The sequence below is a fragment of the Bacillales bacterium genome (assembly GCA_035700025.1).
In the GTDB taxonomy this organism is placed as follows: Bacteria; Bacillota; Bacilli; order Bacillales; family DASSOY01; genus DASSOY01.
This window is the reverse complement of sequence record DASSOY010000011.1, coordinates 1-24,349: the sequence shown is the minus strand read 5'-3', so window position 1 is coordinate 24,349 and position 24,349 is coordinate 1. Positions and strand designations below refer to the sequence as shown.

The window sequence follows — 24,349 nt, the reverse complement described above, 5'->3', positions numbered from 1 at the left end:
AAGGAGGGTGCGCTATGTCCTTGAAAGATAAATTGTCGCGTTTCCGCAAGGAACTCGCGCTGGAAAAGCGGGAAGAAAAGCCGGAAATTCAGCCGAAAGCAAGTCCATCGGAAGAAAAGTGGGCGGCACTCGGCGCGCGGCCGTTTGACTTTGAAGGACAGCGCGCCTGGGTGCGGACCGTGACGTATCCTCTTGATGCGCATCACGGCCGCTATGCGTTCGGCGAGCTGACAGGCGCTGTCGGCGCGTGGCAGGCGAATGAGAGCCATCCGCTCTCAAGCGCCGGTCTCGCGCCGGAAGACTTGTTGTTTTTCGATACGGAAACGACAGGTCTTGGCGGCGGCGCCGGCAACACGATTTTTCTCATTGGCTGCGGACGCGTCCAAGTGGACCGCGTTGTCGTGACGCAATATTTTTTGCCGTCGCCGGCCGACGAGGTCGCTTTATATCAAGTTTTTTTATCTGAAGTGAAAGACTTGAAACATCTTGTTACCTACAACGGCAAGGCGTTCGACTGGCCGCAAGTGAAAACCCGCCACACGTTTTTGCGCGATGCGGTGCCGAAATTGCCGCCATTCGGGCATTTTGATTTGCTTCATGCCTCGCGGCGTCTTTGGCGCCACACGCTTGAATCGACAAGGCTCGCGGTGGTTGAGGATGAAATTTTACAATTTCAAAGGGTTGGGGATACGCCGGGTCATCTTGTGCCGATTTATTACTTTGAGTATGTGAAACAGCAGGATCCAAACATCGTCAAAGGGGTGCTCGAGCATAACGAATATGATATTTTGTCGCTGATCACGTTATATATTCATTTAACGCGGGTAATATTGTCTCCAAAAGAGGCGACGGCGCGCGAACGTTATGAGGTCGGGCGTTGGTATTTGTATCTCGGTCAGTGGGAGGAAGCGGCACAATGTTTTCTCGATGTGGCAGGCAGGGACTCGCGTGTGGCCGTACTTGCTCAGAAACAATTGGCAACCATTTATAAGAAACAGCAAAACTATGCTGAAGCGATGATGATTTGGGAAAGGTTGACCGAAACCGGCAAAATTGATGACTCGGACGTTTGGATTGAGATGGCGAAAGTTTACGAGCATCAACAAAAAGATTTTGAAAAAGCGCTGCACTGTGCAAAAGCCGCGCGGAGCATCAAGAAAGGACGAGACCGTTTCATTAAGGCGGCCGGGGCATGTAATGATGTGGATGCGATTGTGAAAAGAATCGCCAGATTGGAAAAGAAAATCGATTCGTTGTGAAAAAAATGTCGGATTTAAACGAATTTCCCATTGAGCTTTGTCATATTTTCCGTACAATAGAAATAGAACATCTCAAGAATCGTAAGCAAGGGGCAATGGGAACATGAATCGTTTGTTGGTACTGATGTTTTTCGTCATGATCGGTTTGACATTTTACGTATTAAGCGGCATAAGTTGATAATGAAGGCAGTCGAATTGGACAACTTCGTCGTTTGACAACTATCGTTTGAGCATGCAAAAATACAAAAAGTTGGGGGGAATCGGCTTGGATAATGAGTATAAAATTCGCTTGACGGCAAAAGACATTTTGGAAAAAGATTTCAAATCAGGCTTACGCGGTTATGACAAGGACGATGTAGACAAATATCTCGATTACATAATCAAGGATTACGAGTCTTTTGAACATCGTCTCGATCAAATCCATCAAGAGAACCAGAAATTAAGACGCGAGATCGAAAGGCTGCAAAGTCAGCGCAAACAAACTTCATCAAGCAATGGCAATACGAATTACGATATTTTAAAGCGTCTGTCCAATCTGGAAAAACACGTATTCGGCAGCAAATTGTACGATTGAAATTTCACGTACCGTACTTTGATTTTCACTCGAAATGTAGTATAATGAATAAGGTGGAACGGTTGACGACGCGGGGTAATCGCTGCATTTATCATGAATGTAGAGGAAAGTCCATGCTCGCACGGTCTGCGACGACCGTAGTGTTCGTGCCTGACGAAACGATAAGTCAGGGTAGTTCGGCGTATGCCGGGCTAACGGCAGGGAAAGCGCCTAAGTCCAGCGGATATGGCGCCCGTCCCTTGAAAGTGCCACAGTGACGAAGTTTCATGGGAAACCGTGAAAGTGGAACGAGGTAAACCCCGCGAGCGAGAAACCCAAATAATGGTAGGGGAACCTTCTCAATGGAATTGAACGGAGAGAAGGGCGGCTGCAAGGCGGCCGCAGATAGATGATTACCGCCAATGTACGAGGTTGGCGCCGTTGGCAGTACATTGGAACAGAACATGGCTTATGAAACGTTGTCAACCGCACAGGCCCTTAACGGGGCTTTTTCTATTTCAAAGACTTGCTGGATGCTTTTTAGCGCCGGCAGGTCTTTGGTTGTCTTGAGTAAGTTTCTGATCGCGGATGGAAACAAATCGTTCATTTTGTGCGAAGGCTATAGTGAATATCCGATCGACCTGAAGGTCAATCATGCTCGGACAGGGAATTTTATTTCAAGGAGGACCCGACGATGAACGATCAAGAATTTCAAAAATTGACGGAACGGCTCGAGAAAACGATTGAAATGAATCAATCCGTGATGTCGGCGCTTTTGCAAGAAATGCAGAAATTAAAACGGGAACATGATCGCGTTCGCGAAGAAAATGCGCGTTGGAGGGAACATTACGAAAACGGGTCGCAAATTTACAAGCGCGGCGCACAGCAGCAACGAAATGCCGTCCATTCTTAATTGGCGAGTGTAAGCGGAGAACATTTCGGCCATTATATTTTGAGTCTCGAAACGTATTTCGTGTAAAATGAAGGAAAGGAGGAATAAGGATGAATGAAATCGAAGCAAAATTTCTCGACTATTTAAAAAAAATGACGGCGTACAACGAGGCTCTTGCCTTGATGCAATGGGATTTGCGCACCGGTGCGCCGAAGAAAGGCGTCGAACAGCGTTCGGAAGTGATCGGGCAATTGTCGGAAGATGTTTTCCAAATGTCGGTTTCCGAGGAAATGAAGGGATACATAGATGCGTTGTCCGAAAACGGCGGCCAACTGTCGGAAAAGACGAAAAGGTCGGTCGAGGAAAGCCGGAAAGAGTATGAAAGAAACTCGAAAATTCCGGTAAAAGAATATCGAGCGTTTGTCGTGCTGCAATCAAAAGCGGAAAGTGTTTGGGAGGAAGCCAGGGCGAAGTCCGACTTTGCGATGTTCCAACCGTATCTTGAGAAAATTGTCGATTTCAAGAAACGTTTTGTTGATTATTGGGGATATGAAGGCAATCCTTACAACCCGTTGCTTGATTTGTATGAACCGGGGGTTACGGTCGACGTCATTGATCGAGTGTTCGCTCAAGTTCGAGAACATATTGTACCATTGGTGAAAGCCGTATCGGAAGCGAGGGACCAGCCAAAAAAGGATTTTCTGTTCGAACGATTCCCAGCCGCTAAACAACGGGCGTTTAGTCTCGAAATTTTGAAAGAAATGGGCTATGATTTCAAAGCGGGACGGCTGGATGAGACGGTACATCCGTTTTGTACGGGGATCAATTTCGGTGACGTTCGCGTAACGACGCGTTATGATGAGAAGGATTTCCGTACAGCCGTGTTCGGAACGATTCATGAAGGCGGACATGCGCTTTACGAACAAAACATTTCTGCGGATTTGCAAGGCACGCCGTTACGTGACGGCGCCTCAATGGGCATCCATGAATCACAGTCGTTGTTTTGGGAAAACTTCGTCGGTCGGCATCGTTCGTTTTGGGAGCGTCAGTATCCAACGTTGAAATCCTTTGCCAGCGGACAATTCGACGGCATCGCCCTGGATGATTTTTATCGCGCGATCAACGTCGCAGGTCCATCTTTGATTCGCATTGAAGCGGATGAAATGACGTATCCGCTTCATATTATGGTGCGTTATGAAATCGAAAAAGGATTGATCAACGGTACGATCGAAGTGAAGGATTTGCCGGGAATTTGGAACGAAAAGATGAAAGAATACGTCGGCATTCAGCCGAAAAACGACGCCGAAGGCGTGCTGCAGGACGTGCATTGGTCCGGCGGGGATTTTGGTTATTTTCCGTCTTACGCGTTAGGGTATATGTATGCCGCGCAAATCAAACACGCGATGCTTAAAGATTTGCCGAACTTTGATGAATTGCTTCGTAACGGCGAGTTGATGCCAGTAAAACAATGGTTAACGAAGAATGTTCACCAATACGGCAAGCTGAAACAGCCAATCGAAATTTTACAAGACGTTACCGGCGAAGGATTGAACGCAAAGTATTTGATTGAATATCTTGAAACGAAATACAAAGACGTGTATCGCTTAACTGCAACGAGATAATCGCTTGGAGGAGGTCGTTTATGGCAATTGAGAACCCGGATCGAGATGAACTGAAAAGAATCTTGAGCAACAACCGGCGAATTGCCGTCGTTGGACTCTCCGACCAGCCGGAAAGATCGTCTTACGGAGTCGCAAAAGCGATGAAAGCGGCCGGTTACGAAATCATTCCAGTGAATCCGAATATCGATGCAACTCTCGGCATCCAAGCCGTCGATTCATTGGAAGCGATCGAGGGTCATGTCGATATCGTCAATGTGTTTCGCAGAAGTGAACATTTGCCCGACCTCGCCGCTCAAACGGTGAAGATCGGTGCCGACGTATTTTGGGCACAACCCGGTGTCACTCATGAAGAAGCGTATGACTATTTAAAAGCAAACGGCGTGAAAGTGATCATGGATCGCTGTATCAAAGTCGAACATTCAATGACCGGCGCTTCGCCTCATCCTCACGGATGAGGTTTTCTCTTTGGCGAAGGTGTAGTAAACTGATAGAAGCGAACGCGAGCGGGACGACCGGGTGTCACAGGTGAAAATGTTCCTTTTATATGAATGAATCTCCTTTCCTTTGCGAAAACCTAATGACACGTTGACGAGAAAGCGGTCGATATTTTTGTTGGAAACAAGCGTTCTGGTATAATAGCAATAAGAGCAAATTTACATAGGAAAAATGGGGTAAGCGGCATTTGTTGGGGGAAATGAAAGGGGTCGGGAGATGACAATGAGCAAAACGGCGTATAACGACGATGCAATTCAAGTATTGGAAGGGCTTCAGGCGGTGCGCAAGCGGCCGGGGATGTACATCGGCAGCACGGACAGCCGCGGATTGCACCACCTCGTGTACGAGATTGTCGATAATGCGGTTGACGAGGCGCTTGCAGGATACGGCCATTCGATTAAGGTCACACTTCATAAAGACAACAGTGTCGAGGTTGTCGACAATGGCCGCGGCATGCCTACAGGGATGCACCGAACGGGTCGGCCGACGACCGAAGTGATTTTTACGGTACTCCATGCGGGAGGCAAGTTCGGAACCGACGGCGGTTATAAAACGAGCGGCGGGTTGCACGGTGTCGGCGCGTCTGTCGTGAATGCATTGTCGGAGTGGCTCGAAGTGACGATTCGAAGGGACGGAGGCGTCTTCCGGCAAAGGTTTGAAAACGGCGGAAAACCGGTGACGCCGCTTGAAAAAATCGGTACGGCGCGCGACAGCGGAACGACGATTCGTTTCAAGCCGGATTCGGAAGTTTTTTCCACGACCCATTTTCAATACGACATTTTGAGTGAGCGATTGCGTGAAGCGGCATTTTTGTTGAAGGGCATTCAAATTCAACTCATCGACCAACGAACGGATCGGAAAGATACCTTTCAATATGATACCGGCATTAAGGCGTTTGTCGAATATTTGAATGAAGACAAGGACATTTTTCATCCGGTTGTCGCATTTGAAGGCGATCAAAATGAAATTGAGGTTGAATTTTCTTTTCAATACAATGACGGCTATTCGGAAAATGTGCTGTCTTTCGTCAATAACGTGCGAACGCGCGACGGCGGCACGCATGAGTCGGGCGCGAGGACGGCCATCACGAGAGCGTTCAACGATTACGCGCGGAAAGCCGGATTTTTGAAGGAGAAAGACAAGAATCTCGATGGGACGGACATCCGCGAGGGTTTTACCGGCGTCGTTTCCGTGCGGATTCCGGAAGACAAGCTGCAGTTTGAAGGGCAGACGAAGAGCAAACTCGGGACAAGCGAAGCGCGTTCTGCCGTGGATGCCGTCGTTTCGGAGCAGCTGACGTATTTCTTGAACGAGAATCCGAAGACGAGCGAGATGTTGATCAAGAAAGCGATCAAGGCGGCTCAGGCGCGTGAGGCGGCGCGAAAAGCGCGGGAAGACGCGCGTACCGGAAAGAAAGGGAAGCGGCGGGACTCGCTTTTGAGCGGCAAGTTGACGCCGGCGACGTCGCGCAATACGGCGAAAAACGAGCTGTATCTTGTCGAGGGGGATTCCGCGGGCGGATCAGCGAAGCAAGGGCGCGACCGCCGGTTTCAGGCTGTGTTGCCGCTTCGCGGTAAAGTGATCAATACCGAAAAAGCGAAACTGCCCGACATTTTCAAAAACGAGGAAATCAACACGATCATTCACGCGATCGGCGCGGGAATCGGTGCCGACTTCACCTTGTCCGACATTAATTACGACAAAATTGTCATTATGACGGATGCCGATACGGACGGCGCTCATATCCAAGTGCTGCTGCTCACCTTTTTTTACCGCTACATGAAGCCGATGATTGAAGCAGGAAAGGTGTACATTGCGCTGCCGCCGCTCTATAAAGTGTCAAGAGGGAGCGGGCGCAAGGAAGTCGTTGAGTATGCTTGGGACGAACATGGCTTGCGGGAAGCGATCGGGAAAGTCGGACGCGGGTACACGATTCAGCGGTATAAAGGTCTGGGGGAAATGAACGCCGACCAGTTGTGGGAAACGACGATGAATCCGGAAACGCGCACGTTGATCCGTGTGAACATCGAAGATGTTGCGCGGGCGGAACGAAGGGTTTCCGTTTTGATGGGTGATAAAGTGGAACCGCGCAGGAAATGGATCGAAGCGAACGTCGCCTTCGGGTTGGACGAAGAAACGAACATTCTCGACAATGAAAATCTTGCAGTGATCGAAAGTGCGCCGGCATCGGAACCGGATGCTTGACGGCGGGATCATGTCAAATTTGGATTAAATAAGGAGCGAAATCGTCGTGGCCAATGCAGAAAAGTTTTTGGATTTGCCTCTCGAAGAGGTGATAGGTGATCGCTTCGGGAGATACAGCAAGTACATTATTCAGGATCGAGCCCTGCCCGATGCCCGGGACGGGTTGAAGCCGGTCCAGCGGCGCATCTTGTATGCGATGCATCGGGAGGGGAACACGTCCGACAAACCGTTTCGTAAATCTGCGAAAACGGTCGGCAACGTGATCGGTAATTACCATCCGCACGGGGATTCGTCTGTGTATGACGCGATGGTAAGAATGAGCCAGGAATGGAAGGTGCGCAACGTGCTCGTTGAGATGCACGGAAATAACGGTAGTGTCGACGGCGATCCGCCGGCGGCGATGCGTTATACAGAGGCGCGCCTTTCAGCGATCGCCTCTGAATTGTTGCGCGACATCGACAAAGAAACGGTTGATTTTGCCCCGAACTTTGACGATACCGAGCAAGAACCGGTCGTTTTACCGGCGATGTTCCCGCATCTGCTCGTGAACGGATCGACCGGGATTTCTTCCGGGTATGCAACCGAGATCCCTCCGCATCAACTCGGAGAAGTCGTCGATGCCGCCGTAGCCTTGATGGAAAATCCCGCTTGCACGGTGGATGACTTGATGAAGCATGTGAAAGGACCCGATTTTCCGACCGGAGGCATCATCCAAGGAAAAGAAGGGATTCGCAAAGCGTACGAAACGGGGAAAGGAAAGATGATCGTCCGCGGTACGGCCGAAATCGATTCATTGAAAGGCGGGCGCAAGCAAATCGTCATTACCGAAATTCCGTATGAAGTGAACAAGGCGAATCTCGTCAAGAAAATGGATGAATTGCGAGTGGAGAAGAAGGTCGAAGGAATCGCCGAAGTTCGCGACGAAACGGACCGCACCGGCATGAGGATCGTCGTCGAGTTGAAGAAAGACGCCGACGCCGAAGGGGTATTGAATTACTTTTATAAAAATACGGATCTGCAAATTACGTACAATTGCAACATGGTGGCTATTTTTAACAAAACGCCGAAACAAATGGGCTTGAAGGCTCTGCTCAGCGCGTACGTCGACCATCAAAAAGAAGTCATCATGAATCGTTCCCGCTATGAATTGAACAAAGCGGAAGAACGGCGCCACATTGTCGACGGACTTATTAAGGCGATTTCGATTCTCGACGACGTGATTGCGGTCATTCGCGGGTCGAAAGATAAGCGTGATGCTAAGAACAACTTGATCGATCAGTTTGCATTTACCGAACCACAAGCGGAAGCGATCGTGACGTTGCAATTGTATCGGTTGACGAATACGGATATCGAAACGCTCACTAAAGAGGCGGATGAGTTGGCGGATCGAATTCGAAAGCTGACGGAAATCTTGAACAGCGAGAAAAAACTGATCGGTGTCATTAAGAAAGATTTGCTGCAGCTCAAGAAAAAATATAACGACGCCAGGAGAAGCAAGATCGAAGACAAGGTGGAGGAATTGAAAATCAACCTTGAAGTTGTCGTCGCGTCCGAAGACGTCATCACAACGGTGACGAAAGACGGGTACATTAAACGGACAAGTCTTCGCTCTTATTCCGCGTCGAACGGTGAAGATTTCGGCATGAAAGATTCCGATCGAATCTTGGCGCAATATGAAATGAACACGACGGATACACTCCTCGTGTTCACCGATAAGGGAAATTACTTATATTTGCCGGTGCACAAGCTTCCTGATATACGTTGGAAGGATCTCGGCCAACCTGTGAATAATCTCGTTTCGCTCGACGAAAACGAGAATATCATCGGTGCGATTCCGATTCGTGATTTCACGACGCCGCAATATTTGTTGTTTATAACGAGAAACGGCATGGTGAAGCGAACGGAATTGAATCAATACAAAGCGCAGCGGCATACGAAGGCGCTTGTGGCGGTAAAACTGAAAAAAGGCGATCAACTGCTCGACGTCCATTTGACGGACGGACATGATGATTTATTCTTGGCAACGCGAAATGGATACGGGTTATGGTTTAACGAAGAAGAAATCAGCACCGTCGGCGTGCGTGCAGCTGGCGTTAAAGGGATTAATTTAAAAAAAGATGATTGGGTCGCTGCAGGCAAACGGCTGCCTGCGGAAGACGTAGGTGTTGCCGAGTTGTTCGTCGCGACGCAGCGCGGCGCCGTGAAAAAGATGAAAATCGCGAAAGAATTCGAGAAAACGTCGCGCGCCAATCGCGGGGTCGTTCTGTTGCGGGAGTTAAAATCTCATCCACACCGTGTGGCGGGTATTCTTATCCTCACCGGCAAGGAGCTTGTCCATTTGCGTTCGGAAAACGGCTCGGTCGAGACGGTCAAACCGGAAAATCTTCGTGCGAGTGACCGGTACAACAACGGCTCTTTCATCGTCGATACCGACACGGCCGGTGAAGTTACGGAAATATGGAAAGAAAATGTTTCCGAAGAAGATCAGTTAACCTTGCGCTTATGATCGCGCGTCCAGGAGAAAACGGCCGAAGGAAGTGAGTTGATGACGAAAATGGAACCGTTTGATAAAGTTTATGATGTAATCGGGGTGGGCATCGGCCCGTTTAATCTCGGACTGGCCTGTCTATTGGATAAGTCTTCGGAAGTGGATGCACTCTTTTTTGAAAAGAAGAGCCATTTCGACTGGCATCCGGGCATGCTCATTGAAGGGACGATGCTGCAGGTGCCTTTCATGGCCGATCTCGTCACGATGGCCGATCCAACGAATCCGTACAGCTATTTGAATTATTTGAAAGAACATAACCGAATTTATAATTTTTATTTCTTGCAGCGGCTGAACATGCCGCGTAACGAATACAACCATTATTGTCAATGGGCGGCATCGCAACTGGAAAGCTGCCGATTCGGGCATTGCGTGGAAGCGGTCCGCTATAATGAAGCAGAAGAATGGTTTGAAGTGGAAGTGGTTAGCGAAGGCGAGCAAGCAATCGTGAAGACGAAAGATCTCGTTCTCGGAGTTGGGACGGTGCCGTTCGTTCCCGAATCTTTCCGGGGGTATCCGGAGGAGGACGTTTTTCACACGTCAGAGTTTCTCAGCCATCGAAACCGTTGCAGGAAAGCGAAGTCGGTGACCGTCGTCGGTTCCGGGCAAAGTGCCGCGGAAGTATTTCGCGAGCTGTTAAAGGAAAAGGACGAATGCGGTTATTCGCTCGACTGGTTGACCCGTTCGAAAAGTTATTTTCCCATGGAAGAAACGAAACTCAGTCTGGAACATTTTTCACCGGATTACGTTAATTATTTTTACAGCTTACCCCAAGAAAAACGGGATGAAATTTTTCCAACCCAAGACCTTCTCTATAAAGGGATCAGCGCTCATACGATTACCGATATTTACGATTTGCTGTATGAACATACCGTCGGCGGCAAGTCGATGGACGTTCGTTTGAAACCGCTGACGAAGGTCAACGGCATCACGCGGAATGAAGACGGGACTTACCGTTTGCATTGCATGCAATGGCAGCAGGAAAAAGCGTTTGTCCAAGACAGCGAGGTGGTCGTTATCGCGACCGGCTATCGGCCGAACACACCTGCTTTCATGGAAGAAGTCAACGCGATGTTATGTAAAGACGACAAAGGGCGGTATGAAATTACGCAAGATTACCAGATCAAAATGAAGAAAGCGGTACGCAATCGTATCTTTTCGCATACCGCCATTTCTCATTCACACGGCGTCGGAACGACAAATCTCGGGTTGGCCGTCTATCGAAACAAGCTGATCATCAACGGTTTGACAGGTAAAAACATCTATCCGGTCGACGAAGATCACGTCTTCCAACAGTTTCGCGTCGAAGAGTAAGAGAAGAAGCTCCCGCTGGTTTGCGGGAGCTTCTTGTTTAGGATAGGCGTGCCATTAACTGTTTTAATGTTTGTTTTCTGACGAACGGAGCGACTTCTGAGATGAACTCCGGCCCGATTTCATTCTCATTGACGGAGCGAAGTAATTCATCTAACAGATCTGTACCGAGAAACGGGGCAAGTCCGATGATTTGCTCGGTTTCCAATTGATCCTTCGGTAATGCGGAGACGAATTCGGCGAGCGTTTCTTCTTTCATAAACGGCGCTATCGTTGTCAATTGTTCCCAATCGCATTCGGAAACATCGGCTTTGGCCAAGTAGCGATCAAGATGTTCATCAAGGAACGGTGCGAGTTTTAACAAATGGCGCCATTGCGGCTGTCCCGCCCCTTTTTCCTCAGCAAGCGAAACAATCGTGTTGGGCTCGAGGAACGGCGCGACCGCTTCAAGTTGCGACCAATTCAATTCCCCGAAGTCCCTTTGTTTCATGAATTTTTCCAACGATCCTTCCAGAAACGGAGCAAGCCGGACGATGTCATCGAAATCGTTGATTTCCGCTTCGCTTTCTTCCAACAAGTGCAGCAGCGTTCGTTCGCTCACAAACGGCGCGAGGTGGGTGATTTCCGAAACCGGAAGCTCGGCGAGATCGAACGATTGAACCAGCCGGTCCAGCGTCGTTTCATCGATATGCGGGGCAAGCCTTACAAGATGATCCCATTGGAACTGTTCTTGTGCGATTTCTCCGGTAATCGATTTTAACTCGCTCGATTTTAGCAGCGGGGCCATCTCGACGAGTTCGTCAAGGCCGGCTTCGCCGCTGTTGATGCTCTCCGCAGCCAGCAGCGGCTGTTTTGCGGCAATTTTCTTCGCCAATCCTGTTAACGAAGGTTTGCTTTGGTTGCCGCGGTGTTCACTGATCAAAGTTTCAATCGTTGTACCAAACATTTCTGCAAGGTGAACAAGCGTGACGAGATCGGGAATCGATTCCCCCCGTTCCCACTTGGACACGGCCTGGTGGCTGACATTCAGTTTGTCTGCCAACGCTGCCTGCGTCATGTCTTTTTCCTTTCTTAATTTCGAAATACGTGAACCGATGATTCGAGCATCGAGCATGATGGGTTCCTCCTTTTGATGATACAGCGCGCACTGATTAACTTAACGATAGCACATCTGCTCGTCATGCACGATCAACCATTAGTTGAATGGCCTCAACCTTTCGTTGACAAAGCGTTTTCTTTCACAGGAGCTGCAACCTTTTGGTGAAAGCGCTTCGCCAGCGCCATATGAACGAACGTGACGGCGAGGCAGGCGAAACCGATATAGGCGATTCCCATACCGTAACCTCCGATGACTTCGCCGGCAAGGATGCCGAGTGCACCGAACAATTTGCCGATTTGAAAAACAAAACCATTGAAAGCCATGTAAGCGCCGCGCCGTGAATCATCGATGATGTCGGCCAACAGTGATTGGCGCGTAGGTACGTACAACAATTCGCCGACGGAAAGCAATATAACGCCGAAAAACAACAAAAGCCAGTGATCGGAAAACGCAAGAATGGCGTAGCCGGAACCGAACAACAGAAAACCGGCGTACAACAACGGTCGACGCTTTCGACCAGTCAGCCACTTCGCGACGGCAGCCGTAAACAAAACGATAATGATTGTATTTTCAATCGTTAATAAGCTGAGCAGTTTGACGCCGTCAATGGTAACGTGTATGTTCGCGAAAAACGAATACGTCTTCGGAATGATTTCTTCTTCAAGGCGAACGGCAATGAAATTGTTGCGCTGAAATTCAAGCGAAAGCAGTGCGATGCCGCCGAGTGTGAACAGCACAAACGGCAAGTCTCCAATGACGGTGCGGTAACTTTGAAAAATCGGTTTGATGCCGTATGCGCCTGTTGTTTTTTTGCCGGGTACAAATGTTTCGGTAATGAAAGCCGACGTAATCCAGAACGTGACAAGCGACATCGCGCAAAGGGCAATTAACAGTTCGAAAAAATGTGTTTGGAACAACCAACCGCCGACGATCAACCCAATCATGATTGACATGTTGACGGCCCAATAGTTGATCGAATACATGAATGCACGTGTTTTCTTCGTACTGACGTCGATCAGCATCGCTTCAGATGCAGGGTTAACCATGCCCGAAGAAATTCCGAGTAGCGTGATCATCGCAAACGTAAACCAAGGAGAGTGCCACCATGGCGAATTGGCGATTAATATGCCGAAAAACCCAATGGTTTTGACGAATTCGCCGGCAACCATCATCTTTTTGCGACCTCGTTGATCGGCAAGATAACCGCCGTAAAGACTCGCAGTAAATTGAATGACGACGTTCGCCATGAGCAAAGTACTCGCCCACGATGCGCCTAATGCTTCAGTGAAATAAATCGCCATGAACGGAAATATCATCGAACCGATCGTGCGGCTGAGAAAAGAGGTGTATATCCGAATACGAATATTCGGGTGTAACGTTCTGAACATCGAATCACTTCCTTGCCGTCATTTTGCCCTATCCAAAAGGGGATAAAAAGGGTATAATGCGGATAAAAATGTCCCCTTTTTTTGGAGGAAGCCTTAAATGAAAGATTTGTCTTATTATGAAATGCGTGCGCATTTGTACCCGTGCGAAGAAGCGCAAAAGGTCACGTTCAAATTATCGGATTTGGAACAAATTTGGTATTGTACGACGAAAAACGTCAAAAGGAAATTGAAAAAGTATGAACAGGAAGGGTTTTGTCTGTACCGGCCGGGAAAGGGAAGAGGGAATTATTCCAAATTAGAGTTCTGTCAGTCGTTCCAAGCTGAAATCGAACAGGCGGTCACAACGTTCATTGAGCGCGAAGCGATGGATGAATTGATGCAGCTGCTGTACTTGCCGATTCCGAAATCGTGGATCTCGGCTTTGTCAGACGAGGTACAAACGTTGTTCGGCATGCAATCGTCACAACAGCAAAAGGAAGTGTTGCGCACGATTGTGAGAGGTCGGGTGACCACCCTTGACCCGCTTTATACGTCGGTGGCATTCGAAAGTTTTTTAATCCACCAGCTGGGGGATACGTTAATCACCTATGATCATGAACATGATCGGTTGCTTCCACATTTGGCCCATCATTGGATCGTCGACGGGGAGCAGCGCCGGTGGACCTTTTATTTACGAAAAGGGGTTCGTTTTCACCATCAACGGGTGATGACAAGCGAAGATGTCCGTCACACATTTGCTCGTTACCGATCGGCGAATTCGCCGTTTTCTTGGCTGCTTTCCGATGTTCAGCGTATCGACTGTCCGTCTCCGAATGTCGTGACGTTTGAATTGAAACGGCCGAATGCGTTTTTCCCGAGGTTTCTTTGCTGCGATAATTTGGCGATATTGCCTGCAGATGTCCCGTTTGATGAACATCAATGGATTGGGACTGGACCGTTTCGCTTGAAAGAACGATCGGAACAAAAATTGGTGCTCGAAGCGTTTGATCCATATTTTCTCGAGCGTCCGTTCCTCTACGAAGTGCAATTTTGGCATGTGCCGAAGCAAAACATCTCTGCGACGTTTCAAATTTCCGGAAAAGAAGTGGATAAGGATTTGCAGGAGCGGGAATTGATTGAAAAAGGGTTTCGTTATGTCGCTTTCAATTTTCGGAAATCGTCGATTGTGCGGGATCAGAAGTTTCGCGAGGCGTTGTTTCATCTTGCAGACGTCCAAGCTATGCATCGGGATCTCGGGAGAGGCCGTTGCATCGAAGCATCGAGTTATTTTCCGGAAAAATCGCATTCGCATCCACGCGACGGAAAGCGCGTGAGTGGATTGTTGAGAGATTCGGCATATTCCGGGGAGACGCTTAAACTGTTTTCCCTTGATTTTCCGAGAGCCGTTGAGGAGGCGAAATGGTATGTCGCGAAAGCGGAAGAAGCAGGCATTCATCTTGAGCACCGCACCTTTTCCATTGAAAGTTTGTACGACGATACGATCGACATCGAAGCCGATGTGTTGATGATGGGCGAAGTCGCCTCGAACGATGCGCATTTTTCTTTTATGAACGCATTTTACAATGACCGTATCACCTTCCGCCGGTTTTTCAACGACGAACAGTTGAACTGGATATACGCTAAACTGGAAACGTTCAGAACGGCGGGAACGAAGGAAGAGCGGGACCGATCCATTGACGAAATCGAGCGCTATATCAATGAATATCGGCTTGTGTTGTTTCAATACCATCCGATTAAGCGGCGTGCCTTCCATCATACAATTAGAAACATACGATTTGAATCGTTCGGAAACGTCGAACTCCGCAAGTTATGGGTTCAGTAATGCTGTAACCAGGGCGAAGCGATATTGATTTAGGATTTCGTCAATAGACTACCATAATAACATTATGTTAACAAAATAAGGAGAACACGATGCACCCGAGTGAACCACAACTATTGTTTGAATTTCCCAATGAACAAGGAACTGTTGAACCTTTGTCGTTTACTGATCCGGTCGAAACAATCGTCGCTGATCATGTAACACAAGTCCTATCCGCCTTGAAACAAATACGTCAACGCGTGAAACAAGGATATTTTGCGGCTGGCTATATTTCGTACGAGGCGTCACCGGCGTTTGATCCAACGTATCAAGTGCACGAAAACCGAGAACTGCCATTGTTATGGTTCGGGATTTATGAAGCGCCTTCGCAAAACGTAACATTACAGACGGACCGATGGTTTCAACTCGGTGAGTGGAAGATGTGCACGGACACTTCTGTCTACCGAAAACAAATTTCTGCGATTAAGCAGGCGATAGCCGAAGGGGCTACGTACCAAACGAATTACACGGTTCGTATGCAAGCGGAATTCGCCGGGAATGATTACTCCTTTTATCAAAAAATGACTGAAAATCATGCAGGCTATCACGCGTACTTGAACATTGGCAGGCATCGAATTTTGTCCGCTTCTCCTGAATTGTTTTTTCGCTGGGACGGCAACAAAATTGTTACACGCCCGATGAAAGGGACCTCGGCGAGGGGGAGATGGATGGAAGAAGACGAAGCGAAAGCTGCTGAGTTGCTGGCTTCGGCGAAGGAACGGGCGGAAAACGTGATGATTGCTGACTTGTTGCGGAACGATCTAGGCAGAATTGCGAAAACCGGATCGGTCAAGACGAAGCAGATGTTTGCGATCGAACGTTATCCGACGGTATTGCAAATGACGACAACAGTGGAAGCTGAAACGAAGGATCGTGTGGAACTGGAAGATGTGTTTCGGGCATTGTTTCCTTGCGGATCGGTTACGGGCGCTCCGAAAGTGAATACGATAAGGCTCATTCAAGAACTCGAGGACAGTGCGAGGGAAGTGTATTGCGGTGCGATTGGAATGATCAAGCCCGGCGGTGAAGCGGTATTTAACGTGCCAATTCGAACGGTTGTCATCGATTCGAAAGTAAATAGGGCCGCATACGGCGTCGGCGGAGGGATTGCGTGGGATTCTACGGCTGAAGCCGAAGCTCGTGAAGTAATGACGAAAGCGAGAATGTTGACCGAAAAGCAGCCGCTGTTTGATCTGCTCGAAAGTTTAAAGCTTGAAAATGGAGAGTATGTGCTCCTTGAGCGGCATTTGCGTCGGTTGCAGGATTCAGCCGACTATTTTTCGTTCCCGGTTGATCTCCAAGAGGTGAAGCGCCGGTTGAATGTTTTTGCTGATAACCATCAAGAGGAGGGTTACAAAGTGAGACTGCTCATCTCACGCAAAGGTTCCATTGTAGTGGAAGGCAGTCCGCTTACCCCAATTGCTGATTATAATGACGTCATTTTGGCAGAGAATCCGGTTTCAAAAGATCATGTATTTCTTTACCATAAAACGACGCATCGGAGCGTGTATGAGACGCATCGAAAAGAAAACGAAAAAGCATTTGATGTGTTGCTGTGGAATGAAGAGGGAGAACTCACAGAGTTCACGAACGGCAATCTCGTTATGGAAATGGAAGGATATTTGCTGACACCGCCGCGAGCTTCCGGCTTATTGAACGGAACGTTTCGAGAACAATTGTTAGAAGACGGCGTTCTTGGAGAAAGAATTTTGAAAAAAGAGGATCTTCGCCGGGCCACGAACATCTGGTTGATCAACAGCGTACGCGGTTGGGTGAAGGTAAATATCGTGATGAATGCGATCGATTAACCACTGTCTTCATCTCCTTTCGGAGGTGGAGATTTTTTGTTTGTCAGATTTTCTGACAAAAAGATGGAGAACCGTTGTAAAATAGAGATAATTAATCATAAGGGACCGGGTGGTTGTCATGACGATGTATAAGGATAAAAAGGTGATTTCGATCGGCACTGTCTGCGAGCTGACGGGTCTTTCCGAGCGAAAAATCCGCTATTATGAAGAACGTCGGCTCGTCTTTCCGGATCGTACGAATAAAGGGACGAGGAAGTATTCGTTTTCGGACGTTGAGCTGTTGATGGAAATTGCGGAACAAAGAGAGGAGGGCGTGCAAACGCATGAAATCCGCCAGTCGTTCAGGAAGGAAAGACGGAGGGAGCAAGACATAAGAAATGAGTTGCGAAAAGGTCAATTGAATGCACATTTTCATATGCGTAAGCGATGAAATCAAGTTCATAATTTTCATTTAACTGTAAGGTAACTTAACATTAAAGGTTAAGAATTAAGACAATTGGAAGAGGTGGAGAAAATGGAAAACGTCAATGTTCCGTTGTTGCTCGATTCTCTTTGGGTCATGGTGGCCGCTGTGCTTGTGATTGGAATGCAGGCGGGATTCGCATTGTTGGAAGCGGGTTCGACGCGAATGAAGAACGCCGGTCATGTTGCCGGGAAGCAATTGCTTAGTTTCGCCATTGCATCGATTGCGTTTTGGGCATTCGGATTTGCGATAACGTTCGGAACCGGGAACGGTTTTTTCGGAACGGAAGGATGGTTTTTGAGTGAACCGAGTGAAACGACGTTTGAATCTCTTTCTTGGGCTAACGTGCCGCTGTCACTCAAATTTTTATTTCAATTGGCTTTTGCGGCGGTTTCTTTGGCGATCGCCTGGGGTGGATTCGCCGAACGGGCGAAATTCTCAGTCTATTTCCTATTTGGCGCGTTGTTCACCATATTCATTTATCCTACGGTCGGGCACTGGGTGTGGGGAGGCGGTTGGCTCGGTCAAATTGGCATGCAGGATTTTGCCGGTTCGACGGTCGTTCATTTGCAAGGAGCAATTGCCGCTTTGGTCGCAACGCTGCTGCTCGGACCCCGGATCGGCAAATTCAACAAAGATCGGACGCCGAACCTCATTCCGGGACACAATCTCGTTTATTCGGTGCTCGGCGGATTCATTTTGTGGGTAGGTTGGTTCGGCTTTAATGCCGGAAGTACGATGGGAACGGCGGACGGCTTTTTCGGATACATTGCTTTAACCACAAACCTTGCTGCTGCCGCTGGCGCGCTCGGAGCCGTGTTTACTGCCATTTGGTTGGTCGGGAAAGCGGACGTGGCAGCGATGATTAACGGTGTCCTGTCTGCGCTCGTGGCGATTACGGCTGCCTGCGCGTTCGTCGAACCGTGGGCGGCCGTCGTTATTGGCGCGATGGCCGGATCGATCACTTTTTGGACTTCGCAATATTTTGAAAGAAAAGGATTGGATGATCCGATATTCGCATTTTCCGTTCACGGAATTGCCGGAATCATCGGTACGCTTTCCACTGGATTCTTTGCCTCACCTCGTCTTGTTGAGATAACCGGAATCGGAAAAGCAGGTCTCTTTTACGGCGGTGGATTTCACCAGTTGATGGTGCAGGCTCTCGGGGTGGTTGGCGCTATTTTGTATGTTGGGTTGTTTTCCTTCGTTATCCTTTACGGATTGAAAATCACGATCGGCATCCGAGTAAGAGATGACGAGGAACTATCCGGTCTGGACTTAAGCGAACACGGCTCTTACGGTTACCCCGAACACCTCGAGTTGATCCGCCGTCAAGATGTCGCCCAGTAGAACATTGTATTTGACCGCCGTTTTTCACGGCGGTCTTATTATAGTTCAGCCTTAAATCGATAAACTTCAAGTCATTAGAATAAAAAGTTCACCGCCTCCGAATAGTAAGAACATCTTACGCGACGGGAGGCAGTACGATGAGAAAGTCGAGATTTAGTCTGTTAATCCTTCTCTCTCTTCTCGTTATTCTTTCGGCTTGTTCCGGAAACGGAAACGGGTCGTCGCCGGAATCGAACGTTCTCCGGCAAACGGGTTATGACCCGAACGGGAATAACGGGAAATCGAAAGAGAAGAAGCCGACGATCGATACGATTGGTTTTATTGAACCTGCCGGAACCGGCAGAATGGCCAAAATTTTGAGCAACACAGCGGAACATTTATCTTTTGCGGCATTTTTCAGCTACCGGGTTAAGGCGGACGGAACGCTCATCCCGCTTCAAGACGAAAAGAGTTTGCAGGCGGTAGAAAATACCGAAAGCAAACCGATGTTGGTCATTACCAACTTTGCCGAAGGCACTTTTTCGCCGGACATTGGGCATGCGATTTTGACAAATGAAAATGTGCAGGATCAACTCATCGATAACGTCATTCAGCTGATGAAAGCGAAAGGTTTCGCAGCTTTGAATGTTGATTTTGAACATCTTTTGCCGGAAGACAGAGACCATTATACGCAATTCTTGCGCAAACTCGTGCCAAGAATGCACAAAGCCGGTTTCGCCGTGTCATCTTCACTTGCTCCGAAAACGAGTGAAAAGCAAACAGGACCTTGGTATACGGCGCACGATTACGGTGCTCACGGCAAACTCATGGATTTCGTCATCCTCATGACGTATGAGTGGGGATGGACCGGAGGTCCGCCGATGGCCGTCGCCCCGATTGATCAAGTCCGAAAGGTGCTGGATTATGCAGTAACGAAGATCCCCCGCAAAAACATTATTATGGGTATGCCGTTGTACGGTTATGATTGGACGCTCCCTTATCAGAAAGGCGGTTCTCCGGCGAAACGAGTCGGATTGCAGGAAGCCGCTCAACTTGCAGATCAAAAGGAAGCGGTCATCATGTTCGACCCGGACGCGCAATCTCCATATTTTAATTATACGGATAAAAATGGCAAGCGACATGTCGTCTGGTTTGAAAACGAAAGAAGTTTGCAGGCGAAGTTCGATTTGGTGAAACAATACGGATTGCGCGGCGTGAGTTATTGGGAGTTGGGGCCGAAAGCTCCGCAAAACTGGACGTTGTTAAGGCGGAATTTCAACATTAGAAGACACTAGTTGACGATCGAACCGGATAATTCGTTTTCTCCTGAGACAAAATATGTAGAAAAGGTGCACAAGAGGTGGTAGGCGAATGACGACTGAGAAAAATCACCCGATATGTTCGTCAGAATATGCGGCACTCTGGATGATTTATGAAAAAAAAACGATGGTAGCTCGGGTGCTGGAATACTTCCTAACTCACGTCGACGAACAAGAGAGCAAGCGACTCATGACGGAAAGATACACTGTCGAGAAACAAGACGTCGAAACGATTTCAACGATTCTTCGCCGCGAGGGAGCGCCGGTGCCGGTCGGTTTCACGGAATTGGACGTTCATTTGGATGCCCCTCCGCTATTTGATCACATGTTTGACATCATGTACTTGCGAACGATGTCGAAAGTTGCGACAGGATTGCATGCGCTTTACACAACAGTCAGTTACAGGGAAGATATCATCGATTTATTCAAAAAATTCACCAGAGAAGCTGAAGAAATGTATAAAAAGACGACGCAGCTTCTGCTTGACAAAGGAGTGCTTGCTCGTTCCCCTTATGTCGACATTCCTTCGGAAAACCAATTTGTGAAGGATAAAACTTATATGAGCGGGTTCAGTCTTTTCAACGACAAACGGACTCTTAACGTGGTCGAAGTCGCTCTTATTTATCAATCGATCGAGTCAAATGTGATGGGCATGCAATTAATGACGGGGTTCAGCCAAGTCACAGACCACGAACAAGTACGTAACTATTTCTTTGAAGGGAAAGAATTGGCGAAAAAAATCGTTACCGAGTTGGGTGGATTATTGTTGCAAAGCGACATACAAACACCTGCTACGTGGGCGGGAAAGGCCACACGGTCGACGATCGCGCCATTTTCAAACAAGTTAATGATGTACAACACGAGTTTGCTCAGCAGTTTCGGTCTCACGAGCAACGCGCTCGGCACTTCGTTTAGTTTAAGAAGCGATTTGCCGTTAAAAATGGCTAATTTGTCGCGCAACATTTTCAATTACGCAAAAAAAGGCGGCAAGCTGATGATCGAAAACGGCTGGATGGAAAAACCGCCGCAAATGGAAGAACGAAGTCAAGTGATTCAGGGCAAACGCTCATAGACCGCAACAGCGGTCTTTTTTTCTTGCGCAAAAAGCGCCCGTTTATACGGAAAAAATAGTATAATGACAATAGTTTGAACAGTGTGAGGTGAATGCATGTCAAGTGAATGTCTTGTGAATGTAAATGTAGCAACCTTGTGGACGACGCCGGAATCCCCGAGGGAAATGGATCGAGCGATGTTGAGCAGTCCTGCACGACCGATGGACTGGCTGAACGGGATGACGGTCGAAGATCGGCGCGAATTGAGCGGTCGAAATCTCGTGCAATCGCAAGTGCTGTATGGACAGACAGTGAAACTGCTGGAGGAGCAAGGCGATTGGGTGAAAGTGGCCGTGCCTGACCAGCCGTCGTCCAAAGATTCGCGAGGATATCCAGCTTGGATGCCGCTTGAACAGCTGTCAGCAAAACCGTCCAACCGCAAAGAGAAGATTTTTGCCTCAGTGACGGTTTCGGCGGCCATTTTATATAACGAACAGAAGTTTCCGTTCATGCTGGTAAGTTATGCGACGCGGCTGCCTTATTTAAGAAGCGAGGGGCGTTGGGTTCAAGTAGATACTCCGCACGGATCGCTCTGGCTGCAAAAGACGGATGTGAAGATCGTGAATGACCAGCCGATGCCGACGACCGGCGAAGATTTCATCGCAGAAGCGTGTTCTTTTGTCGGACTTCCGTATTTATGGGGCGGCATGTCGGGTTTCGGTTTTGATTGTTCAGGGTTTTGCTATACGATTCTACGTGTGCACGGGTATACGATTCCTCGGGATGCGAGTGATCAAGCGCGCGAAGGTAAAAAAATTGCTCTGACAGCCGCCGCACCCGGTGACTTGCTTTACTTTGCCGATCAGGAAGGTGAAGGTTCGGTCCATCATGTCGGGTTTTATGCTGGAGAAAGCAAGATGCTTCATGCCCCGCATACGGGAAAAGCGATCGAATCGATTGCGCTTGAAGGGACGATCTACGAGCGCGAGTTGTGCGCGGTCCGCCGCTTTCATTAATATAAAAAATGGTCTTGAGAGAGGAAAATGAAGCGTGAAAAAACATGCTCTGCTTGTCATTGATGCACAGCAAGCGATTATTGAAGCCAGTGAAGAAGGACCAGCGGTTGTCGAGAAAGAACAATTACTAAACACGATCAATGCCGTCATTGATCAGTCTTTGGCCGCTGACATTCCGATTGTTTTCATCCGGGATGTTTCTGTCGCCGGCGGTGAAGGGGCAGGTTTTCAAGTGCATGAGGCGATCCGCGTCCCGGAATCTGCGCCAATCTTCAATAAAAGCGCGAACAATGCTTTCCATGAAACGCCGCTGCTCGGTCATTTGAAAGAACACGAAGTGGAACACGTCATCATCATGGGTTGTCAAACGGAATATTGCATAGATTCTGCTGTTCGTTCCGCGACCGACCATGGCTTTGATGTGACCTTAGTGAGTGACGGGCATTCCACAACCGATTCGCCCGTATTAAAAGGAGAAGAAATTGTGAAGCATCACAATCAAACGCTGCATTGGTTCGGGAATCAAGCACGTTTCGTCCAAGTGCGCAGCTCAGAGGAAAACTTGTTCGACCCGCCTCATGAATCCATTCGGCAATCGGAATAGAGAAAACACCTCATCGCTGTGAGCGTCGAGGTGTCTTATAACCCTTCAAAGGTTCGAACTTCTGCAACATCGTGATTGTTATTCGATGGAATCTTGGGATGATTGTTAGCGAATTTCATTTCCGGTGCGGCCGCTGTAGGAATGGCGATGCGGATTGGCTCCGCTTATCGTCGTCACGCCGCGGAACTCGTGATAATGGCCGCCGCCTTGCAGCGGAATTGCGGGTCCCGTCACACCTTGGATTTGATGTTCATGTCCGTCGTTGATGGAAGTAATCGTATAGTAACGGTGATTGTGCGGCACGCCGCTCGGCGCAGTTTCAGTCCTTGCCCGGTATTGGTGTTGGTGACCAGCATCAAAGGACGTAAATCCTGCCATTTCGTGGGCATGGACTTGACGGCCGTCCCACGTTGTGACGTAAAGCGTGTGGGAATGTTCATCGTTAGGGCTTAGGCTTCCTTCGTCAGCGCAAAACAAAAAACCGGTAATCGGGATACCCATTCGTAACCTCCTGCCTCGAGATTGTGATCCTTATGTTAAAAAATATTTGCCAAGGCTTATGGAAAGACCACGAATTTTTTGTAAGGAAGGTCAGTGAACCAATGGAAAAGACGTGGATTAAAACGGATACGGATCTGTTTTTGCAGCACGGCGTAGACGTCGTTTGGTCTAAAGCCGGGCATGCGTTGTTTCGAGGTTATAATGAATGATTTTCAATAAGTATCACGAATCGTCAAGCTGGCCGCCGGTAAGTCATCCATACACACCAAAAACGCCAGGCACAAACACGCGCTATGCCGCATCGGATAGGAACATTTTCTTGCCTTTTCAACGGTTGGAAAATGAAATTTCACGTACCGTACTTAATAGAAAAACATCAAAAACGATTATTAAAGGCAGCAGGGTAAATCTGGACACGTTAGGCACATTCTTAAAATGGTCCGCCGGGGTAACCGAAGATGGGCGAAGAATGTATCCGTCTGCGGGTGCTTTATATCCCAATGATATATTTGTTGTGATCAAACAAGTCGATAAGGTCCGATCGGGATTGTACCGGTACGTTGCAAGCGAACATGCATTAACATGGATCAATGAACATAATGAGATCGAAAACGCATTTGTACAGACAGACATCGATTGTAACTTTTGTTTGATCATCGCTGCGGATTTACAATATGCTGGAAAGCATTATGGTGAGCGCGGGTATCGGTTTTGCTTGTTGGAAGCGGGGCATATCGTACAAAATATGATGCTTGTCGCACAAGCCCAAGAACTCGCAATTGCGCCGGTAGGGGGATTTAAAGACGATGAAATCAATGTAAAAATGATTCCCGAACGGTTCTTGGCGGTGTATCTTGTGCCTGTTGGCCGGTATGATTTGAAATAAAATCTATAAGAAAGAGGGATTCGATGAAACAAATGAAACTTGGAACAAGCGGTTTGGAAGTTGGAGAAATATCGTTAGGCTGCATGCGGATGAGCGAGCTTTCCTTGAAAGATGCCGCCCACGTAATTGAAAACGCGAGGGAAG

At 48.3% G+C, this 24,349-nt stretch carries 20 protein-coding genes and 1 other RNA gene; 18 read left to right on the top strand and 3 right to left on the bottom strand.

Annotated features, from left to right (window positions below):
- The first annotated feature begins 14 nt into the window (after nucleotides 1–14).
- The 9 genes from VFK44_01930 (at nucleotide 15) to VFK44_01890 (ending at nucleotide 10,885) form a co-directional block, all read left to right on the top strand.
- A complete protein-coding gene (locus tag VFK44_01930) occupies nucleotides 15–1,259 on the top strand; it encodes a ribonuclease H-like domain-containing protein (protein HET7627122.1) in 1,245 nt (414 codons plus the stop codon).
- Nucleotides 1,260–1,524: 265 nt separating this feature from the next.
- Nucleotides 1,525–1,833 carry a cell division regulator GpsB gene (gene gpsB, locus VFK44_01925; protein ID HET7627121.1) on the top strand — a complete coding sequence of 103 codons (309 nt, stop codon included), beginning with the start codon at nucleotides 1,525–1,527 and terminating at the stop codon, nucleotides 1,831–1,833.
- 67 nt (nucleotides 1,834–1,900) lie between these two features.
- An RNA gene (gene rnpB, locus VFK44_01920) (RNase P RNA component class B) lies at nucleotides 1,901–2,289 on the top strand.
- A gap of 217 nt (nucleotides 2,290–2,506) precedes the next feature.
- Nucleotides 2,507–2,725 carry a hypothetical protein gene (locus VFK44_01915; protein HET7627120.1) on the top strand — a complete coding sequence of 73 codons (219 nt, stop codon included), beginning with the start codon at nucleotides 2,507–2,509 and terminating at the stop codon, nucleotides 2,723–2,725.
- Nucleotides 2,726–2,814: 89 nt separating this feature from the next.
- A complete protein-coding gene (locus VFK44_01910; protein ID HET7627119.1) occupies nucleotides 2,815–4,326 on the top strand; it encodes a carboxypeptidase M32 in 1,512 nt (503 codons plus the stop codon).
- A gap of 20 nt (nucleotides 4,327–4,346) precedes the next feature.
- A complete protein-coding gene (locus VFK44_01905) occupies nucleotides 4,347–4,781 on the top strand; it encodes a CoA-binding protein (protein ID HET7627118.1) in 435 nt (144 codons plus the stop codon).
- A gap of 262 nt (nucleotides 4,782–5,043) precedes the next feature.
- The gene (gene parE / locus VFK44_01900; GenBank protein HET7627117.1) at nucleotides 5,044–7,026 is read left to right on the top strand and encodes a DNA topoisomerase IV subunit B; all 1,983 of its coding nucleotides are present in this window, start codon (nucleotides 5,044–5,046) and stop codon (nucleotides 7,024–7,026) included.
- A 46-nt stretch (nucleotides 7,027–7,072) separates the two neighbouring features.
- The gene (parC, locus tag VFK44_01895) at nucleotides 7,073–9,532 is read left to right on the top strand and encodes a DNA topoisomerase IV subunit A (GenBank protein ID HET7627116.1); all 2,460 of its coding nucleotides are present in this window, start codon (nucleotides 7,073–7,075) and stop codon (nucleotides 9,530–9,532) included.
- A gap of 39 nt (nucleotides 9,533–9,571) precedes the next feature.
- Nucleotides 9,572–10,885, top strand: coding sequence for a lysine N(6)-hydroxylase/L-ornithine N(5)-oxygenase family protein (locus tag VFK44_01890; GenBank protein ID HET7627115.1), 1,314 nt, complete (start codon nucleotides 9,572–9,574; stop codon nucleotides 10,883–10,885).
- A gap of 37 nt (nucleotides 10,886–10,922) precedes the next feature.
- On the opposite strand, the gene VFK44_01885 is transcribed toward VFK44_01890, so the two are convergent.
- Together VFK44_01885 and VFK44_01880 are read right to left on the bottom strand one after the other, a co-directional pair.
- Complete coding sequence (locus tag VFK44_01885; protein ID HET7627114.1) at nucleotides 10,923–11,996, bottom strand: helix-turn-helix transcriptional regulator; 1,074 nt, start codon at nucleotides 11,994–11,996, stop codon at nucleotides 10,923–10,925.
- Between the two features lie 95 nt (nucleotides 11,997–12,091).
- Nucleotides 12,092–13,369 carry an MFS transporter gene (locus VFK44_01880; protein HET7627113.1) on the bottom strand — a complete coding sequence of 426 codons (1,278 nt, stop codon included), beginning with the start codon at nucleotides 13,367–13,369 and terminating at the stop codon, nucleotides 12,092–12,094.
- A 97-nt stretch (nucleotides 13,370–13,466) separates the two neighbouring features.
- On the opposite strand from VFK44_01880, the gene VFK44_01875 reads away from it, so the two are divergent.
- From VFK44_01875 to VFK44_01840, 8 genes are all read left to right on the top strand, one after another.
- A complete protein-coding gene (locus tag VFK44_01875; GenBank protein ID HET7627112.1) occupies nucleotides 13,467–15,191 on the top strand; it encodes an ABC transporter substrate-binding protein in 1,725 nt (574 codons plus the stop codon).
- An 89-nt stretch (nucleotides 15,192–15,280) separates the two neighbouring features.
- Nucleotides 15,281–17,035: an aminodeoxychorismate synthase component I gene (gene pabB, locus VFK44_01870; protein ID HET7627111.1), complete on the top strand. Its 1,755-nt coding sequence runs from the start codon at nucleotides 15,281–15,283 to the stop codon at nucleotides 17,033–17,035.
- Between the two features lie 118 nt (nucleotides 17,036–17,153).
- Entirely contained in the window at nucleotides 17,154–17,465 is a 312-nt protein-coding gene (locus VFK44_01865; GenBank protein HET7627110.1) for a MerR family transcriptional regulator, read from the top strand.
- Between the two features lie 84 nt (nucleotides 17,466–17,549).
- Nucleotides 17,550–18,848, top strand: coding sequence for an ammonium transporter (locus VFK44_01860; protein ID HET7627109.1), 1,299 nt, complete (start codon nucleotides 17,550–17,552; stop codon nucleotides 18,846–18,848).
- A 137-nt stretch (nucleotides 18,849–18,985) separates the two neighbouring features.
- Nucleotides 18,986–20,122: a glycosyl hydrolase family 18 protein gene (locus tag VFK44_01855; GenBank protein HET7627108.1), complete on the top strand. Its 1,137-nt coding sequence runs from the start codon at nucleotides 18,986–18,988 to the stop codon at nucleotides 20,120–20,122.
- Nucleotides 20,123–20,198: 76 nt separating this feature from the next.
- Nucleotides 20,199–21,218 (top strand): DUF3231 family protein, encoded by a 1,020-nt coding sequence (locus VFK44_01850; protein ID HET7627107.1) that lies wholly within the window; start codon nucleotides 20,199–20,201, stop codon nucleotides 21,216–21,218.
- A 96-nt stretch (nucleotides 21,219–21,314) separates the two neighbouring features.
- Entirely contained in the window at nucleotides 21,315–22,214 is a 900-nt protein-coding gene (locus tag VFK44_01845; protein HET7627106.1) for a C40 family peptidase, read from the top strand.
- A 34-nt stretch (nucleotides 22,215–22,248) separates the two neighbouring features.
- A complete protein-coding gene (locus VFK44_01840) occupies nucleotides 22,249–22,818 on the top strand; it encodes a cysteine hydrolase family protein (GenBank protein HET7627105.1) in 570 nt (189 codons plus the stop codon).
- A 105-nt stretch (nucleotides 22,819–22,923) separates the two neighbouring features.
- Here the strand turns inward: VFK44_01840 and VFK44_01835 are convergent, their stop codons facing one another.
- On the bottom strand, nucleotides 22,924–23,319 hold the full coding sequence (locus VFK44_01835; protein ID HET7627104.1) for a YmaF family protein: 396 nt from the start codon (nucleotides 23,317–23,319) through the stop codon (nucleotides 22,924–22,926).
- Between the two features lie 205 nt (nucleotides 23,320–23,524).
- On the opposite strand from VFK44_01835, the gene VFK44_01830 reads away from it, so the two are divergent.
- On the top strand, nucleotides 23,525–24,205 hold the full coding sequence (locus VFK44_01830; GenBank protein HET7627103.1) for a SagB family peptide dehydrogenase: 681 nt from the start codon (nucleotides 23,525–23,527) through the stop codon (nucleotides 24,203–24,205).
- The last annotated feature ends 144 nt before the right edge of the window (nucleotides 24,206–24,349 follow it).

Coding starts and splice junctions, on each gene's coding strand:
- pabB (HET7627111.1), top strand. CDS start 15,281: ATGCACCCGAGTGAACCACAACTATTGTTTGAATTTCCCAATGAACAA.
- parE (HET7627117.1), top strand. CDS start 5,044: ATGAGCAAAACGGCGTATAACGACGATGCAATTCAAGTATTGGAAGGG.
- VFK44_01860 (HET7627109.1), top strand. CDS start 17,550: ATGGAAAACGTCAATGTTCCGTTGTTGCTCGATTCTCTTTGGGTCATG.
- VFK44_01890 (HET7627115.1), top strand. CDS start 9,572: ATGACGAAAATGGAACCGTTTGATAAAGTTTATGATGTAATCGGGGTG.
- VFK44_01850 (HET7627107.1), top strand. CDS start 20,199: ATGACGACTGAGAAAAATCACCCGATATGTTCGTCAGAATATGCGGCA.
- VFK44_01930 (HET7627122.1), top strand. CDS start 15: ATGTCCTTGAAAGATAAATTGTCGCGTTTCCGCAAGGAACTCGCGCTG.
- VFK44_01875 (HET7627112.1), top strand. CDS start 13,467: ATGAAAGATTTGTCTTATTATGAAATGCGTGCGCATTTGTACCCGTGC.
- VFK44_01910 (HET7627119.1), top strand. CDS start 2,815: ATGAATGAAATCGAAGCAAAATTTCTCGACTATTTAAAAAAAATGACG.
- VFK44_01830 (HET7627103.1), top strand. CDS start 23,525: ATGATTTTCAATAAGTATCACGAATCGTCAAGCTGGCCGCCGGTAAGT.
- VFK44_01845 (HET7627106.1), top strand. CDS start 21,315: ATGTCAAGTGAATGTCTTGTGAATGTAAATGTAGCAACCTTGTGGACG.
- VFK44_01915 (HET7627120.1), top strand. CDS start 2,507: ATGAACGATCAAGAATTTCAAAAATTGACGGAACGGCTCGAGAAAACG.
- VFK44_01835 (HET7627104.1), bottom strand. CDS start 23,319: ATGGGTATCCCGATTACCGGTTTTTTGTTTTGCGCTGACGAAGGAAGC.
- VFK44_01880 (HET7627113.1), bottom strand. CDS start 13,369: ATGTTCAGAACGTTACACCCGAATATTCGTATTCGGATATACACCTCT.
- VFK44_01865 (HET7627110.1), top strand. CDS start 17,154: ATGACGATGTATAAGGATAAAAAGGTGATTTCGATCGGCACTGTCTGC.
- VFK44_01905 (HET7627118.1), top strand. CDS start 4,347: ATGGCAATTGAGAACCCGGATCGAGATGAACTGAAAAGAATCTTGAGC.
- VFK44_01855 (HET7627108.1), top strand. CDS start 18,986: ATGAGAAAGTCGAGATTTAGTCTGTTAATCCTTCTCTCTCTTCTCGTT.
- VFK44_01885 (HET7627114.1), bottom strand. CDS start 11,996: ATGCTCGATGCTCGAATCATCGGTTCACGTATTTCGAAATTAAGAAAG.